Source organism: Haematobacter missouriensis, from assembly GCF_000740775.1.
Lineage (GTDB): Bacteria > Pseudomonadota > Alphaproteobacteria > Rhodobacterales > Rhodobacteraceae > Haematobacter > Haematobacter missouriensis.
In genome coordinates, this window is the sequence record NZ_JFGS01000039.1 from 12,168 (window position 1) to 29,569 (window position 17,402).

The 17,402-nt window shown below is 64.0% G+C and carries 13 protein-coding genes; 3 read left to right on the forward strand and 10 right to left on the reverse strand.

All coding sequences use genetic code 11. The features are described from left to right. Window positions 1–7 precede the first annotated feature (7 nt). On the forward strand, window positions 8–1,468 hold the full coding sequence (gene der / locus CG51_RS16490; RefSeq protein ID WP_035746856.1) for a ribosome biogenesis GTPase Der: 1,461 nt from the start codon (window positions 8–10) through the stop codon (window positions 1,466–1,468). Window positions 1,469–1,504: 36 nt separating this feature from the next. On the opposite strand, the gene mutL is transcribed toward der, so the two are convergent. Genes mutL through CG51_RS16505 form a run of 3 tightly spaced genes read right to left on the reverse strand, consistent with a single transcriptional unit; the run spans window position 1,505 to window position 6,109 of the window. Then, window positions 1,505–3,349 (reverse strand): DNA mismatch repair endonuclease MutL, encoded by a 1,845-nt coding sequence (gene mutL, locus CG51_RS16495; RefSeq protein WP_035746857.1) that lies wholly within the window; start codon window positions 3,347–3,349, stop codon window positions 1,505–1,507. Window positions 3,350–3,392: 43 nt separating this feature from the next. Then, window positions 3,393–4,703 (reverse strand): M16 family metallopeptidase, encoded by a 1,311-nt coding sequence (locus tag CG51_RS16500; protein WP_051930768.1) that lies wholly within the window; start codon window positions 4,701–4,703, stop codon window positions 3,393–3,395. Beyond that, entirely contained in the window at window positions 4,700–6,109 is a 1,410-nt protein-coding gene (locus tag CG51_RS16505; protein ID WP_084695242.1) for a M16 family metallopeptidase, read from the reverse strand. The genes CG51_RS16500 and CG51_RS16505 overlap by 4 nt, the downstream gene beginning before the upstream one ends. A 227-nt stretch (window positions 6,110–6,336) precedes the next feature. Between CG51_RS16505 and CG51_RS16510 the strand changes: the two genes are divergently transcribed. Next, a complete protein-coding gene (locus tag CG51_RS16510) occupies window positions 6,337–9,057 on the forward strand; it encodes an HAD-IC family P-type ATPase (RefSeq protein ID WP_233141249.1) in 2,721 nt (906 codons plus the stop codon). On the opposite strand, the gene CG51_RS19280 is transcribed toward CG51_RS16510, so the two are convergent. Next, entirely contained in the window at window positions 9,054–10,847 is a 1,794-nt protein-coding gene (locus tag CG51_RS19280; RefSeq protein ID WP_051930769.1) for a sensor histidine kinase, read from the reverse strand. The genes CG51_RS16510 and CG51_RS19280 overlap by 4 nt on opposite strands. Window positions 10,848–10,960: 113 nt before the next feature. Between CG51_RS19280 and CG51_RS16520 the strand changes: the two genes are divergently transcribed. After that, entirely contained in the window at window positions 10,961–11,602 is a 642-nt protein-coding gene (locus CG51_RS16520; protein ID WP_084695243.1) for a histidine phosphatase family protein, read from the forward strand. Here CG51_RS16520 and CG51_RS16525 read toward each other — a convergent pair. From CG51_RS16525 to CG51_RS16545, 6 genes are read right to left on the reverse strand one after another with little or no spacing between them, the layout of a single operon-like run. Further along, on the reverse strand, window positions 11,535–12,437 hold the full coding sequence (locus tag CG51_RS16525; protein ID WP_051930772.1) for a lysophospholipid acyltransferase family protein: 903 nt from the start codon (window positions 12,435–12,437) through the stop codon (window positions 11,535–11,537). The two genes, CG51_RS16520 and CG51_RS16525, sit on opposite strands and share 68 nt — an antisense overlap. Before the next feature lie 8 nt (window positions 12,438–12,445). Then, on the reverse strand, window positions 12,446–13,336 hold the full coding sequence (locus tag CG51_RS16530) for a DMT family transporter (RefSeq protein ID WP_035746859.1): 891 nt from the start codon (window positions 13,334–13,336) through the stop codon (window positions 12,446–12,448). Between the two features lie 3 nt (window positions 13,337–13,339). Beyond that, entirely contained in the window at window positions 13,340–14,581 is a 1,242-nt protein-coding gene (locus tag CG51_RS16535) for a multidrug effflux MFS transporter (RefSeq protein WP_084695244.1), read from the reverse strand. 32 nt (window positions 14,582–14,613) lie between these two features. Then, complete coding sequence (locus CG51_RS16540) at window positions 14,614–15,249, reverse strand: DsbA family oxidoreductase (RefSeq protein WP_035746861.1); 636 nt, start codon at window positions 15,247–15,249, stop codon at window positions 14,614–14,616. A 57-nt stretch (window positions 15,250–15,306) separates the two neighbouring features. Next, window positions 15,307–15,420: an entericidin EcnA/B family protein gene (locus tag CG51_RS19710; RefSeq protein WP_084683926.1), complete on the reverse strand. Its 114-nt coding sequence runs from the start codon at window positions 15,418–15,420 to the stop codon at window positions 15,307–15,309. 20 nt (window positions 15,421–15,440) lie between these two features. After that, a complete protein-coding gene (locus tag CG51_RS16545) occupies window positions 15,441–17,279 on the reverse strand; it encodes an extracellular solute-binding protein (protein WP_416171655.1) in 1,839 nt (612 codons plus the stop codon). Between the last annotated feature and the right edge of the window lie 123 nt (window positions 17,280–17,402).

A 17,402-nucleotide genomic window follows, 5' to 3' on the forward strand; every position in this document is an offset into this window, starting at 1 on the left:
TCATGTCATGTCCTTCACCCTCGCCATCGTCGGGCGGCCCAATGTCGGCAAGTCCACGCTGTTCAACCGGCTCGTCGGCAAGCGGCTCGCCCTTGTCGATGACCAGCCGGGTGTAACCCGCGACCTGCGCGAAGGCGAGGCGCGGCTGGGCGATCTCCGCTTCACCGTGATCGACACGGCGGGGCTGGAGGAGGCGACCGACGATAGCCTTCAGGGCCGGATGCGCCGCCTGACGGAGCGCGCGGTGGAAATGGCGGACATCTGCCTGTTCCTCGTCGACGGACGCGCGGGGATCACGGCGGCGGATCAGGGCTTTGCTGATATCCTGCGCCGCAAGAACGCCCATGTCATCCTCGGCGTGAACAAGGCAGAGGGGCGCGCTGGCGAGGATGGCGCGCTGGAGGCGTGGTCTCTTGGCCTCGGCGAGCCGCTGCGCCTTTCGGCCGAGCATGGCGAGGGGATGGACGATCTCTACCGCGTCCTCGTGCCACTGTCGGACGAGTTCGAGGCGCGCGCCACCGACTATGCTCCCGTCACGGATGTCGATGTGACCGAGGGGGAGACGGACGAGGAGGCTGTTCCCGTTCCAACGCGCGCGAAGCCGCTTCAGATCGCCGTCATCGGGCGGCCCAATGCCGGGAAATCAACGCTCATCAACCGGATTATCGGTGAGGATCGCCTGCTGACCGGCCCCGAGGCAGGCATCACGCGCGACGCGATCTCCGTCGCGGCGGACTGGCAGGGCACCCCCATCCGCATCTTCGATACGGCGGGGATGCGCAAGCGGGCCAAGGTGGTGGACAAGCTTGAGAAGCTCTCCGTCTCCGACGGTCTTCGCGCCGTGCGGTTCGCCGAAGTGGTGGTCGTGCTGCTCGATGTGGAAATCCCGTTTGAGCAGCAGGACCTGCGCATCGCGGATTTCGCCGAGACCGAAGGGCGCGCGGTCGTCATTGCTGTCAACAAATGGGATCTGGTGGAAGATCGGCAGGAGAAGCTTCGCGAGTTGAAGGAGCAGTTCGACCGTTCCCTCCCGCAGCTTCGGGGTGCGCCGCTCGTCACCGTTTCTGCGGCGACGGGGCGCGGGTTGGATCGGCTGCATGACGCGATCATCTCCGCCTATCAGGTCTGGAACCGCCGCATCACGACCGCGAAGCTGAACCAGTGGCTCGGCGCCATGACGGAGGCCCATCCACCGCCCGCGCCGGGAGGCCGGCGTATCCGTCTGCGCTACATGACGCAGGTCAAGACACGGCCCCCGGGCTTTGTCCTGATGTGCTCCCACCCGGATCAGTTGCCGGAAAGCTATCGCCGCTATCTGGTGAACGGGCTGCGTGATTCCTTCGACATGCCCGGAACGCCGATCCGCCTGACGCTGCGCAGCCAGTCGGACAAGAACCCGTACCGGGCAAAGAAGAAATCCACCCCCTCGCGTCTGCGCAAACACGTGGGCAAGCCGATCAAGAGCTGACGGCGGCCCGCGCCTCCGCGTTCCGGGCGATACCTGTCAGCGGCGGCCAAACAGCCGTTCGATGTCGGACAGCTTCAGTTCCACGTAGGTCGGTCGGCCATGATTGCACTGGCCGGAGTGGGGCGTTGCTTCCATCTCGCGCAGGAGGGCGTTCATCTCTTCCGCCCGCATCCATCGCCCGGAGCGCACTGACCCGTGGCACGCCATACGGGAGAGCACTGCGTCGAGGCGTCCGCGCAGGGTGCGGCTCTCTCCCATATCCACAAGCTCGTCGAGAATGTCGCGGAGGAGCGGTGCGGCCTCTGCCGTTCCCAGAAGCGCGGGAACCTCGCGCACTGCGACGGCTCCCGCCCCGAACGGTTCGATGATGAGCCCGAGGTCCGCAAGCTCCGCCACGTGGTCCAGGAGCCGCTCCGCATCGCTGCTGGAGAGTTCCACGACCTCCGGGATCAGCAGCGCCTGCCGGGCAATGCCGTGCTCCGACATCTGCCGCTTCAGACGCTCATAGACCAGACGTTCATGCGCCGCATGTTGATCGACGATGACGATGCCGTCCTGTGTCTGGGCGATGATGTAGTTCTCATGCACCTGCGCCCGCGCGGCGCCGAGCGGTTGGCTGCCCTCTGGCATGTCGGAAGGCACTTCGCTGCGGGCGGAAACCGGTGCGGCGGGAGCTTCCGCAAATCCGGGAGCCTGCGCGGCATAGGCTATGCCCAACGCCTGCGGTGACGGGCGCAGTGGACGGCTCGCCAGGTCCATCTGGTAGATTCGCGGCTGGGCCGGAGGTTCCTCCGCACGGAAGGCGGCCAGCGTTTCCGCTCCGACGGTGGAGGAAGCTCGATGCCCCGCCTCTGCCAGCGCATGACGAAGCGCAGTGACGATCAGCCCGCGGGCGAGGGCGGGTTCGCGGAATCGGACCTCCGCCTTGGCGGGGTGGACATTCACATCCACCCGGTGCGGGTCGCAGTCCAGAAACAGCACGGCAGCTGGATGGCGGTCACGGCTGAGGAAATCCGAATAGGCGCCCCGAAGCGCTCCGATCAGCAGACGGTCCGCCACCGGACGCCCGTTCACGAACAGATACTGTGCCACCGCCGACCCCCGGGAATAGGTGGGGAGCGCCGCATAACCGGAAAGCCGCAGCCCTTCCCGTTCCGCTTCTATGGGCAGGGCGTTTTCGGCGAAGTCATTACCGATGATCCGGGCCAGCCTGCGATGCAGTGCGTCGAACAGATCGCCCTGTTCCGCCTCCAGCCTCAGGATGGTGCGATCCGCCGTCTCGTCGCGCAGGGTGAAGGCGACGGACGGCTCCGCCATGGCGAGGCGGCGGACGACCTCTCCGATCGCCTGAACCTCCGCCCGGTCAGAACGCAGGAACTTCAGCCGCGCCGGTGTGGCATAGAACAGATCGCGCAGCTCGACGACCGTTCCGCCGCCGAGAGCCGCAGGACGTACCCCCTCCGGCACACCGCCCGCAACCCGAAGGGAGGCGGCCTCCTCCCCCTTTGCTCGGGAGGTGACGGTGAGCCGGCCCACCGCGCCAAGGGAGGGCAGCGCTTCCCCCCTGAAGCCGAAGGAATGGATGGCAAGCAGGTCAGACCCGTCGATCTTGGACGTTGCGTGGCGGGACAGGGCGAGCGGCAGATCCGCAGGCCGCATTCCGCATCCGTCGTCCGTGACACGGATGAGTGTCTTGCCCCCGTCCGCATAGGCGATGTCGATGCGCCGCGCGCCTGCGTCCAGCGCGTTTTCCACCAGTTCCTTAACGGCGGAGGCGGGCCGCTCCACCACTTCACCGGCGGCAATCCGGTTGATGACGGACTCGTCAAGCTGCCGGATTACCGGCGCGTCGGTCGATATGTTGTGGCGAGCGGCTTGCATGGCCCATGGTGTAGCATGCCGCCCGACGCGACTCAAAGCCCAATCAGTTCGCCGTCACGCCCTCGGGATGGCCGACCACGACGAAATGCAGCTTCTCCGGGGCTAGCCGCTTTGCCGCCACGCGCTTTACATCCTCCAGCGTCACGGCCTCGATGAAGTCGTTGCGCCTGGTGATGTAGTCGGGACCGTAGCCCTGCGCCTGCATGCCGACAAGGATCCGCGCGATGGTCGCATTGCCATCGAAACGCAGCGGGTAGGCGCCGATCAGGTAGGTCTTGGTCGCGTCCAGCTCCTCCTGCGTGATGCCGTCCGCCTGCGCCTTGGCCCATTCGTCACGGATGACGGAGAGCGTCTCACCTGCGCGCGCATTCACCGTCGCAACCGACCCCACGATATAGGAGGCGCGGTCGTAGTTGGCGATGGAGGTGTAGATGCCGTAGGTCAGCCCGCGCTTCTCCCGCACCTCCTTCATCAGCCGCGCGGTGAAACGTCCGCCGCCCAGCACCTCGTTCAGAACGAAGGCCGGGAAGAAATCGGGATCGTCGCGGTCGATCCCCGGCTGGCCGAATAGGATCACGGACTGCGGCGTATCGAAATCCACCACCGTCGTGCCGCCCGCCAGATCATAGGAGACGGCTGGCGGCATTTCGGCCCCCGTCGCGGGAAGAGGCCCGAGGATTTCATCCAGTATGCGCCCGAGTTCGTCCGCGCCGATGTCCCCCACGGCAGAGACGACCACGCGGTCGCGGGCCATGACGCGATCCTTCGCTGCGATCAGGTCGTCCCGGGTGAGGGCGCGGACGCTCTCCTCCGTCCCGTCGATGGCGGTTCCATAAGGGTCATCGGGGAAGGCGAGATGGGCGAAGGTATGCGCGGCGATGGCGTTCGGGTCACGCGCGTCGGAAGCGATCGAGGCCAGAACCTGCCCCCGGACCCTGTCTATGGCATCCTCGTCGAAGCGCGGCTCGGTTACCGCCATGCGGATCAGGTCCACCGCCTGTGCCCGGTTTTCCGTCAGGAAGCGGGCGGAGACGGAAACCGCATCATCGGAGGCGTTGAACCGGATGCTGGCCGCGAGGTTCTCCCGCGCCGCGGAGAAGGCGCGCGAATCCAGATCGCCCGCACCTTCGTCCAGCAGGCCGGACATCAGATTGATCGCGCCGCGCTTTCCCTCGGCATCAAGGCTGGCACCGCCCTTGAAGCGGATCTCCAGGGCGGTGAAGGGGATGGAATGCTCTTCCACCAACCACGCCTTGATGCCTCCGGGAGAGGTCACTTCCTGTATATCTACGGCGGCGAGAGCAGGGAATGCGAAGGCGATGCCCGTAGCGAGGGTAAAGGCGAAGCGGATCATTGGGCGATGTCTCCCGCGGCGGGGCCGGCGATTGGGGCATTGGGGGGCGGCTCGGGCGCATCGGCGGGCCGCGTCAGCCAGGCGGTGACGGAGCGACGGAGGTCAAAAACCTCATGCGCCGCAGCCATCACGTCGTCGGCCGTCACCGCGCGCAGCGTTTCGGGCCACGCCTGCACGTCTTCAACAGTCAGCCCGACGGACAGGGCCTCTCCGTAGCGGCGGGCGATACGGTCCACATTGTCCAGTTCATAGATGTCGGAGGCGCGGAGCTGTGTCTTGATCCGCTCAAGCTGCTCGGCATTCACCCCCTCCGTCATGAACTCCGCCAGAGCCTTGTCCAGCGCGGCTTCCGCTTCCGCCAGCCCCTCGTTCGCGGCCGGCACGATATAGAGGCCGAAGGTCGTGGGATCCACCGCCACGCCATCGTAGAATGCGCCCGTGGAAAGCGCCGCCTGCGTTTCGAACTGAAGCTTCTGTCCCAGAACGGAGGTTCCGGGATCGCCACCCAGCAGTTCCGCCAGCACGGTCAGCGCAGCCGCCTCCTTTTGATCGCCGGTATTCCGCTCGGGCGCGAGATAGGTGCGCATGACGTAGGGACGGGCGACGCGGCCATCCTCCAGCGTCACGCGGCGGGCGGCGATCTGCGGCGGCTCCTGCGGTCGGATGCGGGGGGGCAGGTTCTCGGACGGTTTCAGCGGGCCGTAGTTTTCCTCTGCCAGCCGTTTCACCTCTGCCGGGTCCACATCGCCGGAGACGACGAGGATCGCGTTGTTCGGCGCGTAGTAGGTCCGGTAGAAGTCCAACGCATCCTGCCGGTCGAGCTTTTCCATCTCATGCCGCCAGCCGATCACCGGTATACCGTAACGATGGTTGAGATACTGCGCCGCGCGTTGCTGTTCGTTCAACAGGGAGCTCGGATCGTTCTCCACCCGCTGGTTGCGTTCCTCAAGGATCACGGCGCGTTCTGTGGTGACCTCCTCCTCCGTCAGATGAAGGTTCCGCATCCGGTCCGCTTCCATCTGCATCATCAGATCAAGCCGGTTGGCGGCCACCCGCTGAAAATATCCGGTATAGTCATAGGAGGTGAAAGCGTTGTCGTTGCCGCCCTGCGCCTCCACCACTCTGGAGAATTCGCCCGATGCCATCTTGTCTGTGCCCTTGAACATGAGGTGCTCAAGGAAATGCGCGATGCCGGAGGTGCCGGCTTTCTCGTCGGCGGACCCCACCTTGTACCAGACCATATGCACCACGACGGGGGCGCGGTGATCCTCCACCACGATGGCCTGCATGCCGTTGGGAAGGGAGAAGGTCGTGACCGCCTCTGCGGCCATCGCAGGCCGGACGAGCGGTATCGCAGCAGGGAGCGCGACAAGGGCGAGAACGAAAAGGCCGGTCAGGCGCGGCATGAAAACCTCCGCAGATTTCCGCTGGATGGCGCCCGGAAAGGCGCTTGCCCCGCGGAACCTAACGGCAGCGTGCGCCAGTTCAAGGCCGTATCACTTGCGGCACCTCCGGCTGACGGGGAAGTGACGGGGAGGAGCGCGGCCACCTCCATAGTGTTGCCCGATATTTGTCGTTTGTTCATGCGGATCCCGCGCCTACCTTAGCTACGAGGGATCGCAGGAGACGATACGTGCAAATCCAGACCTCCAAACCCGCTCCGTCATTGGATCAGACCGATGCGTCGGATGATCCGTGGCATGCTCTGACAGCGGAGGCCGCGGCAGGCCGATTGGGTGCCGGTACGGAGGGATTGGCCTCAGCCGAAGCGGCCGAGCGGCTGACCCGCTACGGACCCAACGACCTGCCGGAGCAGGCTGCACGGCCCGCGATCGTCCGGCTACTCGCTCAGTTCAACAACGTGTTGATCTATTTTCTCATCGCGGCTGCCGCAGCCGCACTGCTACTTGGCCATCCGGTTGATGCGGGCGTCATCCTCGCCGTGGTGCTTGCCAATGCCATCGTAGGCTTCGTTCAGGAAGGAAAGGCGGAACAGGCGCTTTCCGCCATCCGGGCGCTGATCGCGCCCCATGCCGTCGCCTTGCGGGATGGCGAGAGGATGGAGGTGGACACGCGCGATCTGGTCCCGGGGGATGTCGTGCTGCTGGAGGCGGGGGATCAGGTGCCCGCCGATCTCCGCCTGCTGCGCGCACGGCACCTTGTGATCGACGAGTCCATCCTGACCGGTGAATCCGTTCCCGTGCAGAAAGACACCCGGCCCGTTAGTGCCGCTGCCGCGATCGGCGACCGCTCGGACATGGCATTCTCCGGCACGCTGGTCGCGACGGGGCAGGCGCAGGGACTGGTCGTCGGCACCGGCTCGCGGGCCGAGATCGGGCGGATCAGCGCAATGATCGGCGAAGTGGAAACCGGAACGACGCCGCTCCTTCAGAAGATCAACCGTTTTGGACGACAGTTCACTCTCGTCGCGCTCATCGGTGCGGTAGCCGTGTTTCTTTATGCCCACTTCGTCGATGCCTACGGCTGGGAGGAGGCGCTGCTGATCTCGGTCGCGCTGGCCGTCGGCGTGATCCCGGAGGGTCTCCCCGCCGTCATCACGATCACGCTGGCCATCGGGGTACGGCGAATGGCTGCGCGCCATGCCATCATTCGCAAGCTTCCGGCGGTGGAAACGCTGGGCGCGACACGCACAATCTGCTCCGACAAGACAGGTACGCTCACCCTGAACGAAATGATGGTCGCGCGCATCGTGACGCCCGAGGGCGATTGGCGGGTGGAGGGCGCAGGCTATGCGCCAGAGGGCCGGTTCATTCGCAACGGGCAGCAGGTCTCTCCGGACGGCGCCGTGCGCCTGCTTCGCGCCGGGATGCTCGCGAACGATGGCAAGATCATCCAGCGGGACGGAACTTGGCGCGTTGCGGGCGATCCGATGGACGGCGCACTGCTCGCCGTAGCAGCCAAGGCCGGGATGGGGGATGTCGAGCGAGAATCGGAGCCTCTGCTGGATGTCATTCCGTTCGATGCGGAATACCGCTTCCTTGCCGTGCTGACCAACGGCCCCGAGGGGCGGATGATCCGCGTGAAGGGCGCGCCGGAGGCAGTGCTTGCCATGTGCGACAGCGACAGCGCCGGGCCGCTTGATGCGCTGGTCTGGCAGCAGCGGATCAACGCGCTGGCGGAGGCTGGCCAGCGGGTGCTGGGCTTTGCCGAACGCCCCGCTGTTCGCGACGACCTTGCGATGACGGATATGGAACGCGGCTTCACCTTCCTCGGCATTGCCGGATTCATCGATCCTCCCCGACCGGAGGCGACCGAAGCGGTTGCCCTGTGCCGCTCGGCGGGAATCGCGGTGAAGATGATCACGGGAGATCACGTCCTTACCGCCCGGGCCATCGCCGGGCAGCTCGGCATGGCGGAAAATCCGCTGGCGACAACCGGCGCGGAGGTCGAGGCACTGACCGACACCGATCTTGCCGATGTTGCGGAACGTACGACGGTTTTCGCGCGCGCCAGCCCGGAGCACAAGCTGCGCATCGTGCGTGCCCTGCAATCGCGGGGAGAGGTCGTGGCCATGACAGGCGACGGAGTAAACGATGCTCCCGCGCTCAAGCAGGCCGATGTCGGTATCGCGATGGGACGGAAGGGGACGGAGGCCGCTCGTCAGGCGGCAGAGATGGTTCTGACCGATGATAATTTCGCCACCATCGTCGCTGCCGTGAAAGAAGGCCGGACCGTTTTCGACAACATCCGCAAGGTTATCTCCTGGACGCTGCCGACCAACGGGGGCGAAGCGGTGGCAGTCATCATGGCGCTGCTGCTGGCCTGGCCGGTGCCCATGTCGGCGGTGCAGATCCTTTGGATCAACTTGATCCTATCGGCGACTCTGGGACTCGTCCTGGCCTTCGAACCGCCGGAACCGGATGTGATGGAACGCAGGCCGCGTCCTGCCGGGGCGCAACTTCTGACGCCCTTCATGCTTTGGCGCGTGGTTCTGGTGTCCTTGCTGTTCGCTATCGGCGTGTTCGGGATATCTGCCTATGGTGCGGCCAAAGGCTATGATCTTGCCGGGCAGCGGACGCTTGCCGTGAACGCCGTGGTAGTGATGGAGATATTCTACCTGTTCAACGTCCGCTACATGCATGTCCGGTCGCTCCGGGCAGTCGGCTTCAAGGGGACGCCGGCGGTGCTGGGTGCTGTGGCGGTGGTCGTGGTAGCGCAGCTTCTTTTCACCTATCTGCCGGTCATGCAGGAGTTGTTCGATACCCGCCCGCTGACCTTGGCGGATGGCGCGGTGGTGATGCTTTTCGGTCTGGCGGTGTTCGTGATCTGTGAAGTGGAGAAACAGATATTCCTGCGCACCGGCCTGATGGAGCGCATGGAGGACGGCGTCTAACCCGCCAGTTCGGAAAGCGGGGCGGACAGGTGGCAGTAGAACCCCTCCGGGCGATACTGGATGTCCGCCGCCGCCTGTCCGCCGCCTGTCAGCCCGGAGGCAATGAGCCGCGTACCGAAGCTGGACCGGGTCGGCGGGGTAACGCGAGGCCCGCCACTCTCCTGCCATTCCATGACGGCATTCTGATCCTCGATCGACCAATGTATCGCGATACGGCCTGCGTCGGAGGAGAGGGCGCCGTATTTCACCGCATTGGTAACCAGTTCATGCAGCACGAGCGCTAGGTGGAGCGCAGACCGCTGACCAACCCGGAGTTCCGGTCCCGAGGCGCTGATGCGCTCCGGCTCGAACTCACCGAAGGCGAGCGCGCCCAGGACCACATCCTCGAACCGCGCACCGTTGGTGTCACCAAGCAGGAGATGCTCGTGCGCCGCGCCGAGCGCCCGAATGCGTGACAGAAGCGCGGTGCGGGCACCCTCAATGTCGCGGGAGGTGCGGAAGGTCTGGTTGACCAGTCCGAGCACCAGCGTCACCGTGTTCTTCAGCCGATGGCCAAGCTCCTGATGCAGCAGACGGTCCCGCTCCTCCCGCTCTACCCTCGAGGTGATATCGCGGGCAGCGCCGATCAGCCATGCCGGACGCCCGTCGTGCCGCGTCATGCGGACACCGCTGAGCATGACGTGGCGCATGATGCCGTCGTCGATTCCCTTCACGCGGATAGGGAAGCTCACCCCCTCCCGGTTTTCGGTGAGGAGGAGAGCCGCGGCTTCCTTCCGGGCGCGACGGCGATCTGCTTTGGGGATGGCGCGGAGCACCTGAGCAAAACCGATCGGTCGCGCACCGATCACGCCGAACATGCCCCGAAGGTTGTCATCCACCGTCACATCGCCAGTCGCGGGGTCGAAGTCCCAGACACCCAGTTCTGCCAGACGGTTGGCCAGACGCCGCCGCTCCTCCTGTTCCACGAGCCGTTGAAAGAGCCGCCGCCGTTCGCTTACTTCCGTCACCAGCAGCAGCAGCCTGTCATCCGCCAGCCGGCGGAAGCGAGCTTCAAACCATTCGTTCCCGCCGCACGGCCCCGGAATCTCCAGCTGCTGCATAGGAGAATCGGGCATTAGCGTTGCTGCGGCGGCGAGAATCACGGTCGCATCGGGCCAAAGCGTCAAAAGCCGGTCCGACACGTCATTTCCGACAAAGCCACGAAAGGCCTCGTTGGCATTTTCGATGATCAGATCGCTTGCCCCTCCGGTCTCGTCGGTGAGGAAGCGCCCGATCAACAGACCGGAATCGCTCTGCTCGAAGACAGTCTGCGCCGGCAGCGAATCCAGCATGTTGCGCAGTCTGAGCTGGATCAGCCGGGCAAAGCGTTGCAGATGCGCAATCTCGGTCTCCGGCCAGCCTGCTGGACCCTCGCGCCGGAGGATCAGAATGGCATGGCGGTCAAAGTCTACGGAAATCGGAAAGGCAAGATAGCTGCCTGAAGATTCGGACGAGAGGATGCGACGTATATCGGTCGGAAGATGTCCGGCGGGCACGGTGACGGCGCTATTGGTGGGGAACATGCGCTCATATACGCTCGCGGTGATGGGGATATAGCCGTCGGGATGTCGGAGCAGCCCGCGCCCCGCAAAAACCTTTGCCCCCAGTGGGCAGAGGGCCAGTAGCGCCGCCACTTGGGAGTGCGCCGCATCCGCTGCCATGGACAGGACCTCTGCAAGCTCGTCATCCACGGAAACACTCGCGACCGGGTGTTGATAGGGGGAGAGAGTGAGCGGATTGTCGATCCTCATGCCATCTCCTCTTTCAAACACATTTGTTTTAAAAGATGCTAGTCGCCTTTGGCGTGTGGACGCAAGCGCTAGCCCCGTCTATCCCGGCATCAACCCATACTTTTGACTCCTTCATGACTGAGTTGCTGATCCTTCGCCACGGCGAAACGTTTTGGAACCGCGAGCGGCGGATGCAGGGGTGGCAGGATTCAGCCCTGACACCGGCGGGAGAAGCTCAGGCACGGGCGATATGTCGCCTTTTGCAAGCGAATCAGGTGGACTGGCGAGGGTGGCGTTTCCTGTCCAGTCCGCTGGGCCGGGCTCTCAAAACGGCAGACATCGCGCTTGGCGCGCTTGGCGCTGTGGAGCTGGAGCCGGATCTCAGGGAAATCGGCATGGGTGCGTGGGAGGGGCTGACGATTGACGAGATCGCCCTTCGCTGGCCGGCTTCTGCAACAGTGTCCGACCCTCTCGCATGGTATGCCGCTGCGCCGGGAGGAGAGCCGCTCGCCCATCTGCGGGCGCGCGCGGAAGCGGTTCTCGCCCGGCTTGAAGGCCCGGCCGTCCTTGTCACGCATGGCTTCTTTTCCCGCTACCTGCGCGGCGCGGCGCTGGGGCTGGCGGAAGCGGAGCTATCGGCGCTGGAAGACCGTCAGGGCGTGGTATGGCGTATTCGCGAAGGCCGAATGGAAACCCTGGACGCCTGTCCTATGCCCGCTGACGCGCCGGCTTCCAGCGGCGATGGATCCAGAACCATTGGTCCATATGCTCCCTGACCTGCGCCTCCAGACTGTCGTTCAGCGCCTGTGTCATCGTCATGGGATCGGTATGGTCCAGCGGTGCCTCGATCCACATGTCGAAGTCCAGACCGTTGTCCTTGCGGATGACGTAGCCAGGGGCGATCAGCGCGTCGTACCGCAGCGCAAGCTCCGCGGCGGAAAGCGAGGTATGCGCCGGATGACCGAAGAAGGTCAGTGCGGGCTCCCCCGTCATCGCCTGATCTATAAGTATAGCCACCAGCCCGCCGGAGCGCAGGAAGCGCAGCATCTCCGCCATGCCCCGCCGGGAGCGGGAGAACAGCGGCTTGGACAGCGATTCCATCGCGGCGATATAGGCGTCATGAAACAGAGGATTGTCCATCGGCCGGTAGAGTGCGCCGACCTTGTAGCCCTTGGCTGCCAGAACCGGGCGAGCCGCGTTGAAATTGCCGAAGTGACCTGACACGATAATGACCGGACGACCCGCAGCCTGCGCCGCAGCGACCGCGTCCACGCCTGGACCACGCACCGGAGTGCCGGAGACACGGGCCAGAAACTCCTCGCCAGAAAACAGCTCGACAAGGCTACGGCCGACATTGTCGGGAACGTCGCGGCAAAGACGCCGCACCTCGGCGGGTGCCATGTCGGGAAAGATGAGCGCCAGATTTTCCCGTATGCGCTTGCGATAGCCCGCAACCGGGGCCACGAGTCGGGAAAAGACCCATCCGGCCAGTGGGATGCGCCGCTCGTAAGGGATCAGCCGCAACCCGCCCATCAGGATGCGGCCGACAATGTCGGTGATCCGGTCCTTTGCGCGGATACGTGTTCCTTCTGCGGCGTCTTCCTGCGGCATGCCACCCTCTAGTCTGCGGCGACCTGCTCCTGCCGCGCCCGTGTTTCGCGGTGCCAGACATAAAGTCCTGCTCCGACGATCACAAGCGCGCCCACGCCGACCCAGATATCGGGAATCTCTCCGAAGAAGACATAGCCCCATACGGTAGCAAACAGGATGCCGATGTAGCCGAAGGGTGCGATCACACCCGCATCGGCCAGCGCGAAGGCACGGATCATGAAAAGCTGCGCCAGCGTTCCGGCGATGCCCACACCGGCAAACAGCAACAGGCTCCCGGCTGCGGGTGTCACCCATTGCCACGGGAGGAGAAGGCTCGTGAGCAATGTCGCAACGGCGCCGGACCAGAACATCGCCGTCCAGACATTCTCGCTCCGTCCCACCTTCCGTGTGGCGAGCGCGAACGAGGTGTAGCAGACAGCACCGATGAGGGGCAGGAAGGCGGCAGGGGTGAACATGGAGCTTCCCGGCCGGATGATGATGAGCGCGCCAAGCAGCGCCAACACGATGCCCACGATGCGCCGCGGGCCGAGCTTCTCACCAAAGATCAGCGCCGCGCCGAGCGTGATGAGCACCGGGTTCAGGTCCATGATCGCCGTCGCCTCCGCCAGCCCGATGTAGCCGAGGCTCAGGAAGAAGAACGCCGCCGCGCCAAGCTGACTCACCGCGCGAAGGCTGTGCAGACCAAGATGGCGGGTCCGCGCGATACCGGGAATCGCGGCGCGAAAGATGAGCAGCACGATGAGGAATTGCCCGGCATTCCGCGCCCAGACGATCTGCCCCACAGGATGCCCGGCAAGCCGGAGCGCCTTGCCCATCGCGTCCAGCACGGAAAAGCAGAGCATTGCCGCCAGAATATAGGCGATGCCCGTCGCGGTAGCGGACAGGGGTGGTCGGGCCATTCGTCAACCGTGCTTGCGGCTGTACAGCATGAGCAGGTAACCTGCACAGGCGCAGCAGGTGATACCGAAGATGAGCGGCATCGGCGTCCCGTCGAAGGCCTGACCAATCGGGAAGGCGATCAGCACCGCAAGAACCGTGGATACGGCGCCGATAACGGAAGCCGCGCTGCCGGCGATGTGGCCAAGGTGCTCCAGCGAGAGGGCGTTCAGGTTGCCGAAGATGAAACCGTTCAGGAAGAAGACGGCGGCCGCCCAGCAGAAGAAGGCGGGGAAGGGATGGCTTTCGAATACGCCGATCCGCCACAGTGTGAACATCACGACCGAAAGCACCGCCTGTATCAGGAACGCGGTGGACGCCATCCGCCGCATGCCGAAGCGCATCACCAGCGTGGCGTTAATCGGCCCCGCCGTGCCCGCGATCAGTGCCTGCGCGGCGAACCACAGCGCAAAGCTCTCGCCCATGCCGAAGCTCACGTCATAGATTTGCTGGACGGAGGATATGAAGCCGAACAGCGGCCCGAAACCGAGGGTCATCGCCAGCAGGTAGACGACCACCAACCGGTTGCCAAAAATCTCCCGCATCGCACCGCCGATGGCGCGGAAAGAGAACGGGCGACGATGGTTGACTTCAAGCGTCTCCGGTTGGCGGGAGAGCAGCCACAGCGCCATGACCACCCCGGCAAACACCAGAACGAGGAAGATTGAGCGCCATCCGGCAAGGTGAATCACGAAGGTCCCGAACAGCGGCGCGATGGCGGGCACAAGGATGAACAGCGTCATGACGAAGGACATCACCCGCGCCATCATCCGTCCCTCATACCTGTCCCGCACAATGGCCACACCCACGATCCGGGGTGCTGAGGCTCCGATACCCTGAAGGAAGCGCGCGACCAGCAGCAACTCGAAGCTATGGGAGAGATAGGCCGTGAGCGAGCCCATGATGTAGATCGCCACGCCGATTACGATGATCCGCCGGCGGCCGAAGCTGTCCGACAGCGGCCCTGCGAAAAGCTGTCCCAGACCGATGCCGGCCATAAAGACCGGGATGATGATCTGCGCCCGATTCGGGTTGGCGAGGTCCAACTCATGCGCGATCTGCGGCAGTGCGGGCAGCATCGCGTCAATGGAAAGCGCGATGGTCGCAAACATCATCGCGATCAGCGCGACGAACTCGCCGAAGGGCGGCTGCGCGCGCGGATTGAAAAGTCCGCCACGCCGTTGGGTGGAGAGAAGCGAGCCAGCCATCGGGGGCGCTTTCCGGTTTGCGCCCCCCGCCGTCAGGTGAGTTGGGCCTTGATCTGCTTAATCACGTCCGCCCAGACTTCCACCGGCTGAGCACCGGTGAGAACATGGGTGTCCGCGATGACGAAGGTTGGAACTCCCTGCACCCCGCGATCACGGGCGTGCTGAATTCTTCGCTGAATCTCCTCCCGATCTGCGTCACTGTCAAGCAGACGGAGAATCATTTTGCGATCGAGTCCGGTTTCACCGGCGATATCGGCCAGCACGCCATGTGATCCGATATCGCGCCCCTCCCGCCAATGGGCGCGGAACAGGGCAGAGACGACGGGTGTCTGCCGCCCTTCCAGGCCTGCCCAATGGATCAGCCGGTGCGCGTCAAGCGTGTTCGGCTCCCGTGTGATGGCCACGTAGTCGATGACGGCGCCCGCCGCCTTCGCCGCTTCCGTAACTTTCACAAGCACTGCGCTGGCCCGCTCGGGAGCACCGAATTTCAGCCGCAGGAAATCAGCATACGGGATGCCGCCCTGCGGGATCTCCGGGTTCAGCTGGTAGGGATGCCAAGCGACGGTGAAAGGTTGCGAGGCATCTGATTCGAGCGCCCGGTCGAGAAGCGTCTTGCCGATGTAGCACCATGGGCAGACGATATCCGAAATGATGTCGAGCGTAACCATCGCATCCTCCTGAGTTCGGGTGGGGTTACGGTATGAGACCGCCGCACGCAAGTCGCGTCAGAACCAGCCCTGGACCCAGCGAGCGCCGCCCGAAATGTCATCGCCCACACCGGCCACCGTATTGCATCCACCAAGCGCAAGAAGCGCCGCGACAAGAAGGTAACGTGTCATCTGCCTGCCCGTTCTGCCGTTTATTGTTTTGTTTCGAACCACCAGACATCCGGCTGGAAGCCCGGCCAGTCGCCATAGACCGGCAGGGTCTGTGGATGCCTCAACCCCTCCACATGCGCAACCCGCGAGCGGTCGGCGAACCAGAGGGGAATCACGTAGCGGCCAGTGGTAAGTGCACGGTCGAGCGCCTGAACAGCGGTTCGGAAATCCTCGGTCGTCCGTGCGGCGAGCAGGGCGGAGATCATGTCGTCGACGGCGCGCGAACGGATCCCCATTATGTTGCGGCTTCCCTGCATCAGCGCCTCTTCTGAGCCCCAGTAAAGCCGCTGCTCATTGCCGGGTGAGAGGGAGAGCGCGCGCGTTACCGGAGTCATCGCAAAGTCGAAGCGGTTCGTGCGTTCTGTATACTGGGCGCTGTCAACCTGGGTGATGCGCATGTTTATCCCAATACGCGCAAGAGCTTGCCGGTATATCGTAACAGCCGACATGAGGTCGCCGGACCCAAGCGGCATCAGAAGTTCGAATGAGAAGGGCTCGCCCGCAGCGTTGCGGAGCGTTCCCCCGCCATCCACTTCCCAGCCTGCTGCGGAAAGCTGTTGCATGGCGCGGCGCAGGTTGAGCCGGTTCGCCGCCGTGCCGTCCGCGACCGGAAGGGCATAGGCATCCAGTGCATCCGGCGTCAGCTCCGTCACATAGGGACGGAGCATCTGCGCCACGCGCCCGTCTGCCGTACCATGATCCATCGCTAGAGGAGAATTGGAAAAGTAAGATGTGATACGGGGTTCCGTACCGCCGTTGACAGTCTGGTTTATGAACTCGAAGTTGAACGCTTGGATCAGCGCGTCCCGCACCCGCCAGTCTGTGAAAAGCGGATCGCGGGTGTTGAAGGCCAAACCGTAGATACCGGATGGGCGATGATGCGGAATTTCCTCGCGCACCACGCTGCCGTTTCTTACGGCCGGGAAATCATAGGCACGCTGCCAGCGAGCGGGATTCTGCTCTCGGTAGCTGGTCAGCACGCCCGCCTTGAAAGCCTCGAACATCGCGCCGCCGTCACCAAAATATTCCACCCGGACTTCATCCAGATTGTGAAGTCCACGATTGAAGGGCAAGTCTTTTCCCCACCAATCCGGGTTTCGACGAAAGACGATGGAACGTCCCGGCTCAAAACCAGCGACGACGTAGGGGCCGGAGCCGATCGGCACGACAGATAGCCCCGATGCGGCGAAATCCCGGCCTTCCCACTGTGCCTTCTTGAGGACTGGGCGGAGGCCCAGAAGTAGCGGCAGCTCCCGGTCCGGTGCCGAAAAGGTGAACCTCACGGAGCGTGGTCCTGTCTGCTCCGCCATGGCGATTCGGTCCGCTGCGACACGATAACGGGGATGACCCTGTTCGGAGAGGGTCTGGAAGGACCACAGCACATCCTCCGGCGTCACTGGAGAACCGTCGGAAAAACGCGCGCCCTCCCGAAGCGTGAATTCGACCCAGGAGCGATCCTCATCCGTTTCAATCGATTCGGCGAGCAAACCGTAAAGCGTGAATGGTTCATCCAAGCTCCGCGCCATTAGGGTTTCCACGGTAAGTGGCGACAATTGGAATGGAGCACGGCCTTTCAAGATAAACGGATTGAGCGAGTCGAATCCGCCCACTTCGCCGGTAACGATTCGTCCGCCTTTAGGGGCAAGGGGGTTGGCATAGGGCAGGGCCGAAAAATCCGCAGGCAGTGCAGGTTCGCCATACATTGCAATTCCGTGCGTCGGCTCCGCGCCCGCATGACAAGCCCATGTCGCGATTGCCAAAACCGCAATCAAACTACGCAATTTATGGCTCGATCGTCCGTATCGTCTGCTGAAGTGCATCTGCCTATGTCTTTATTGTTTGACGCGACGCTACCTTCCAGCGGCTGTCTTTTCAAACTTTTACCTTGGACAGCGAATGCAGAGGGCGTATAACCCCACATTCCCCAAGTAAATCGCTGATTT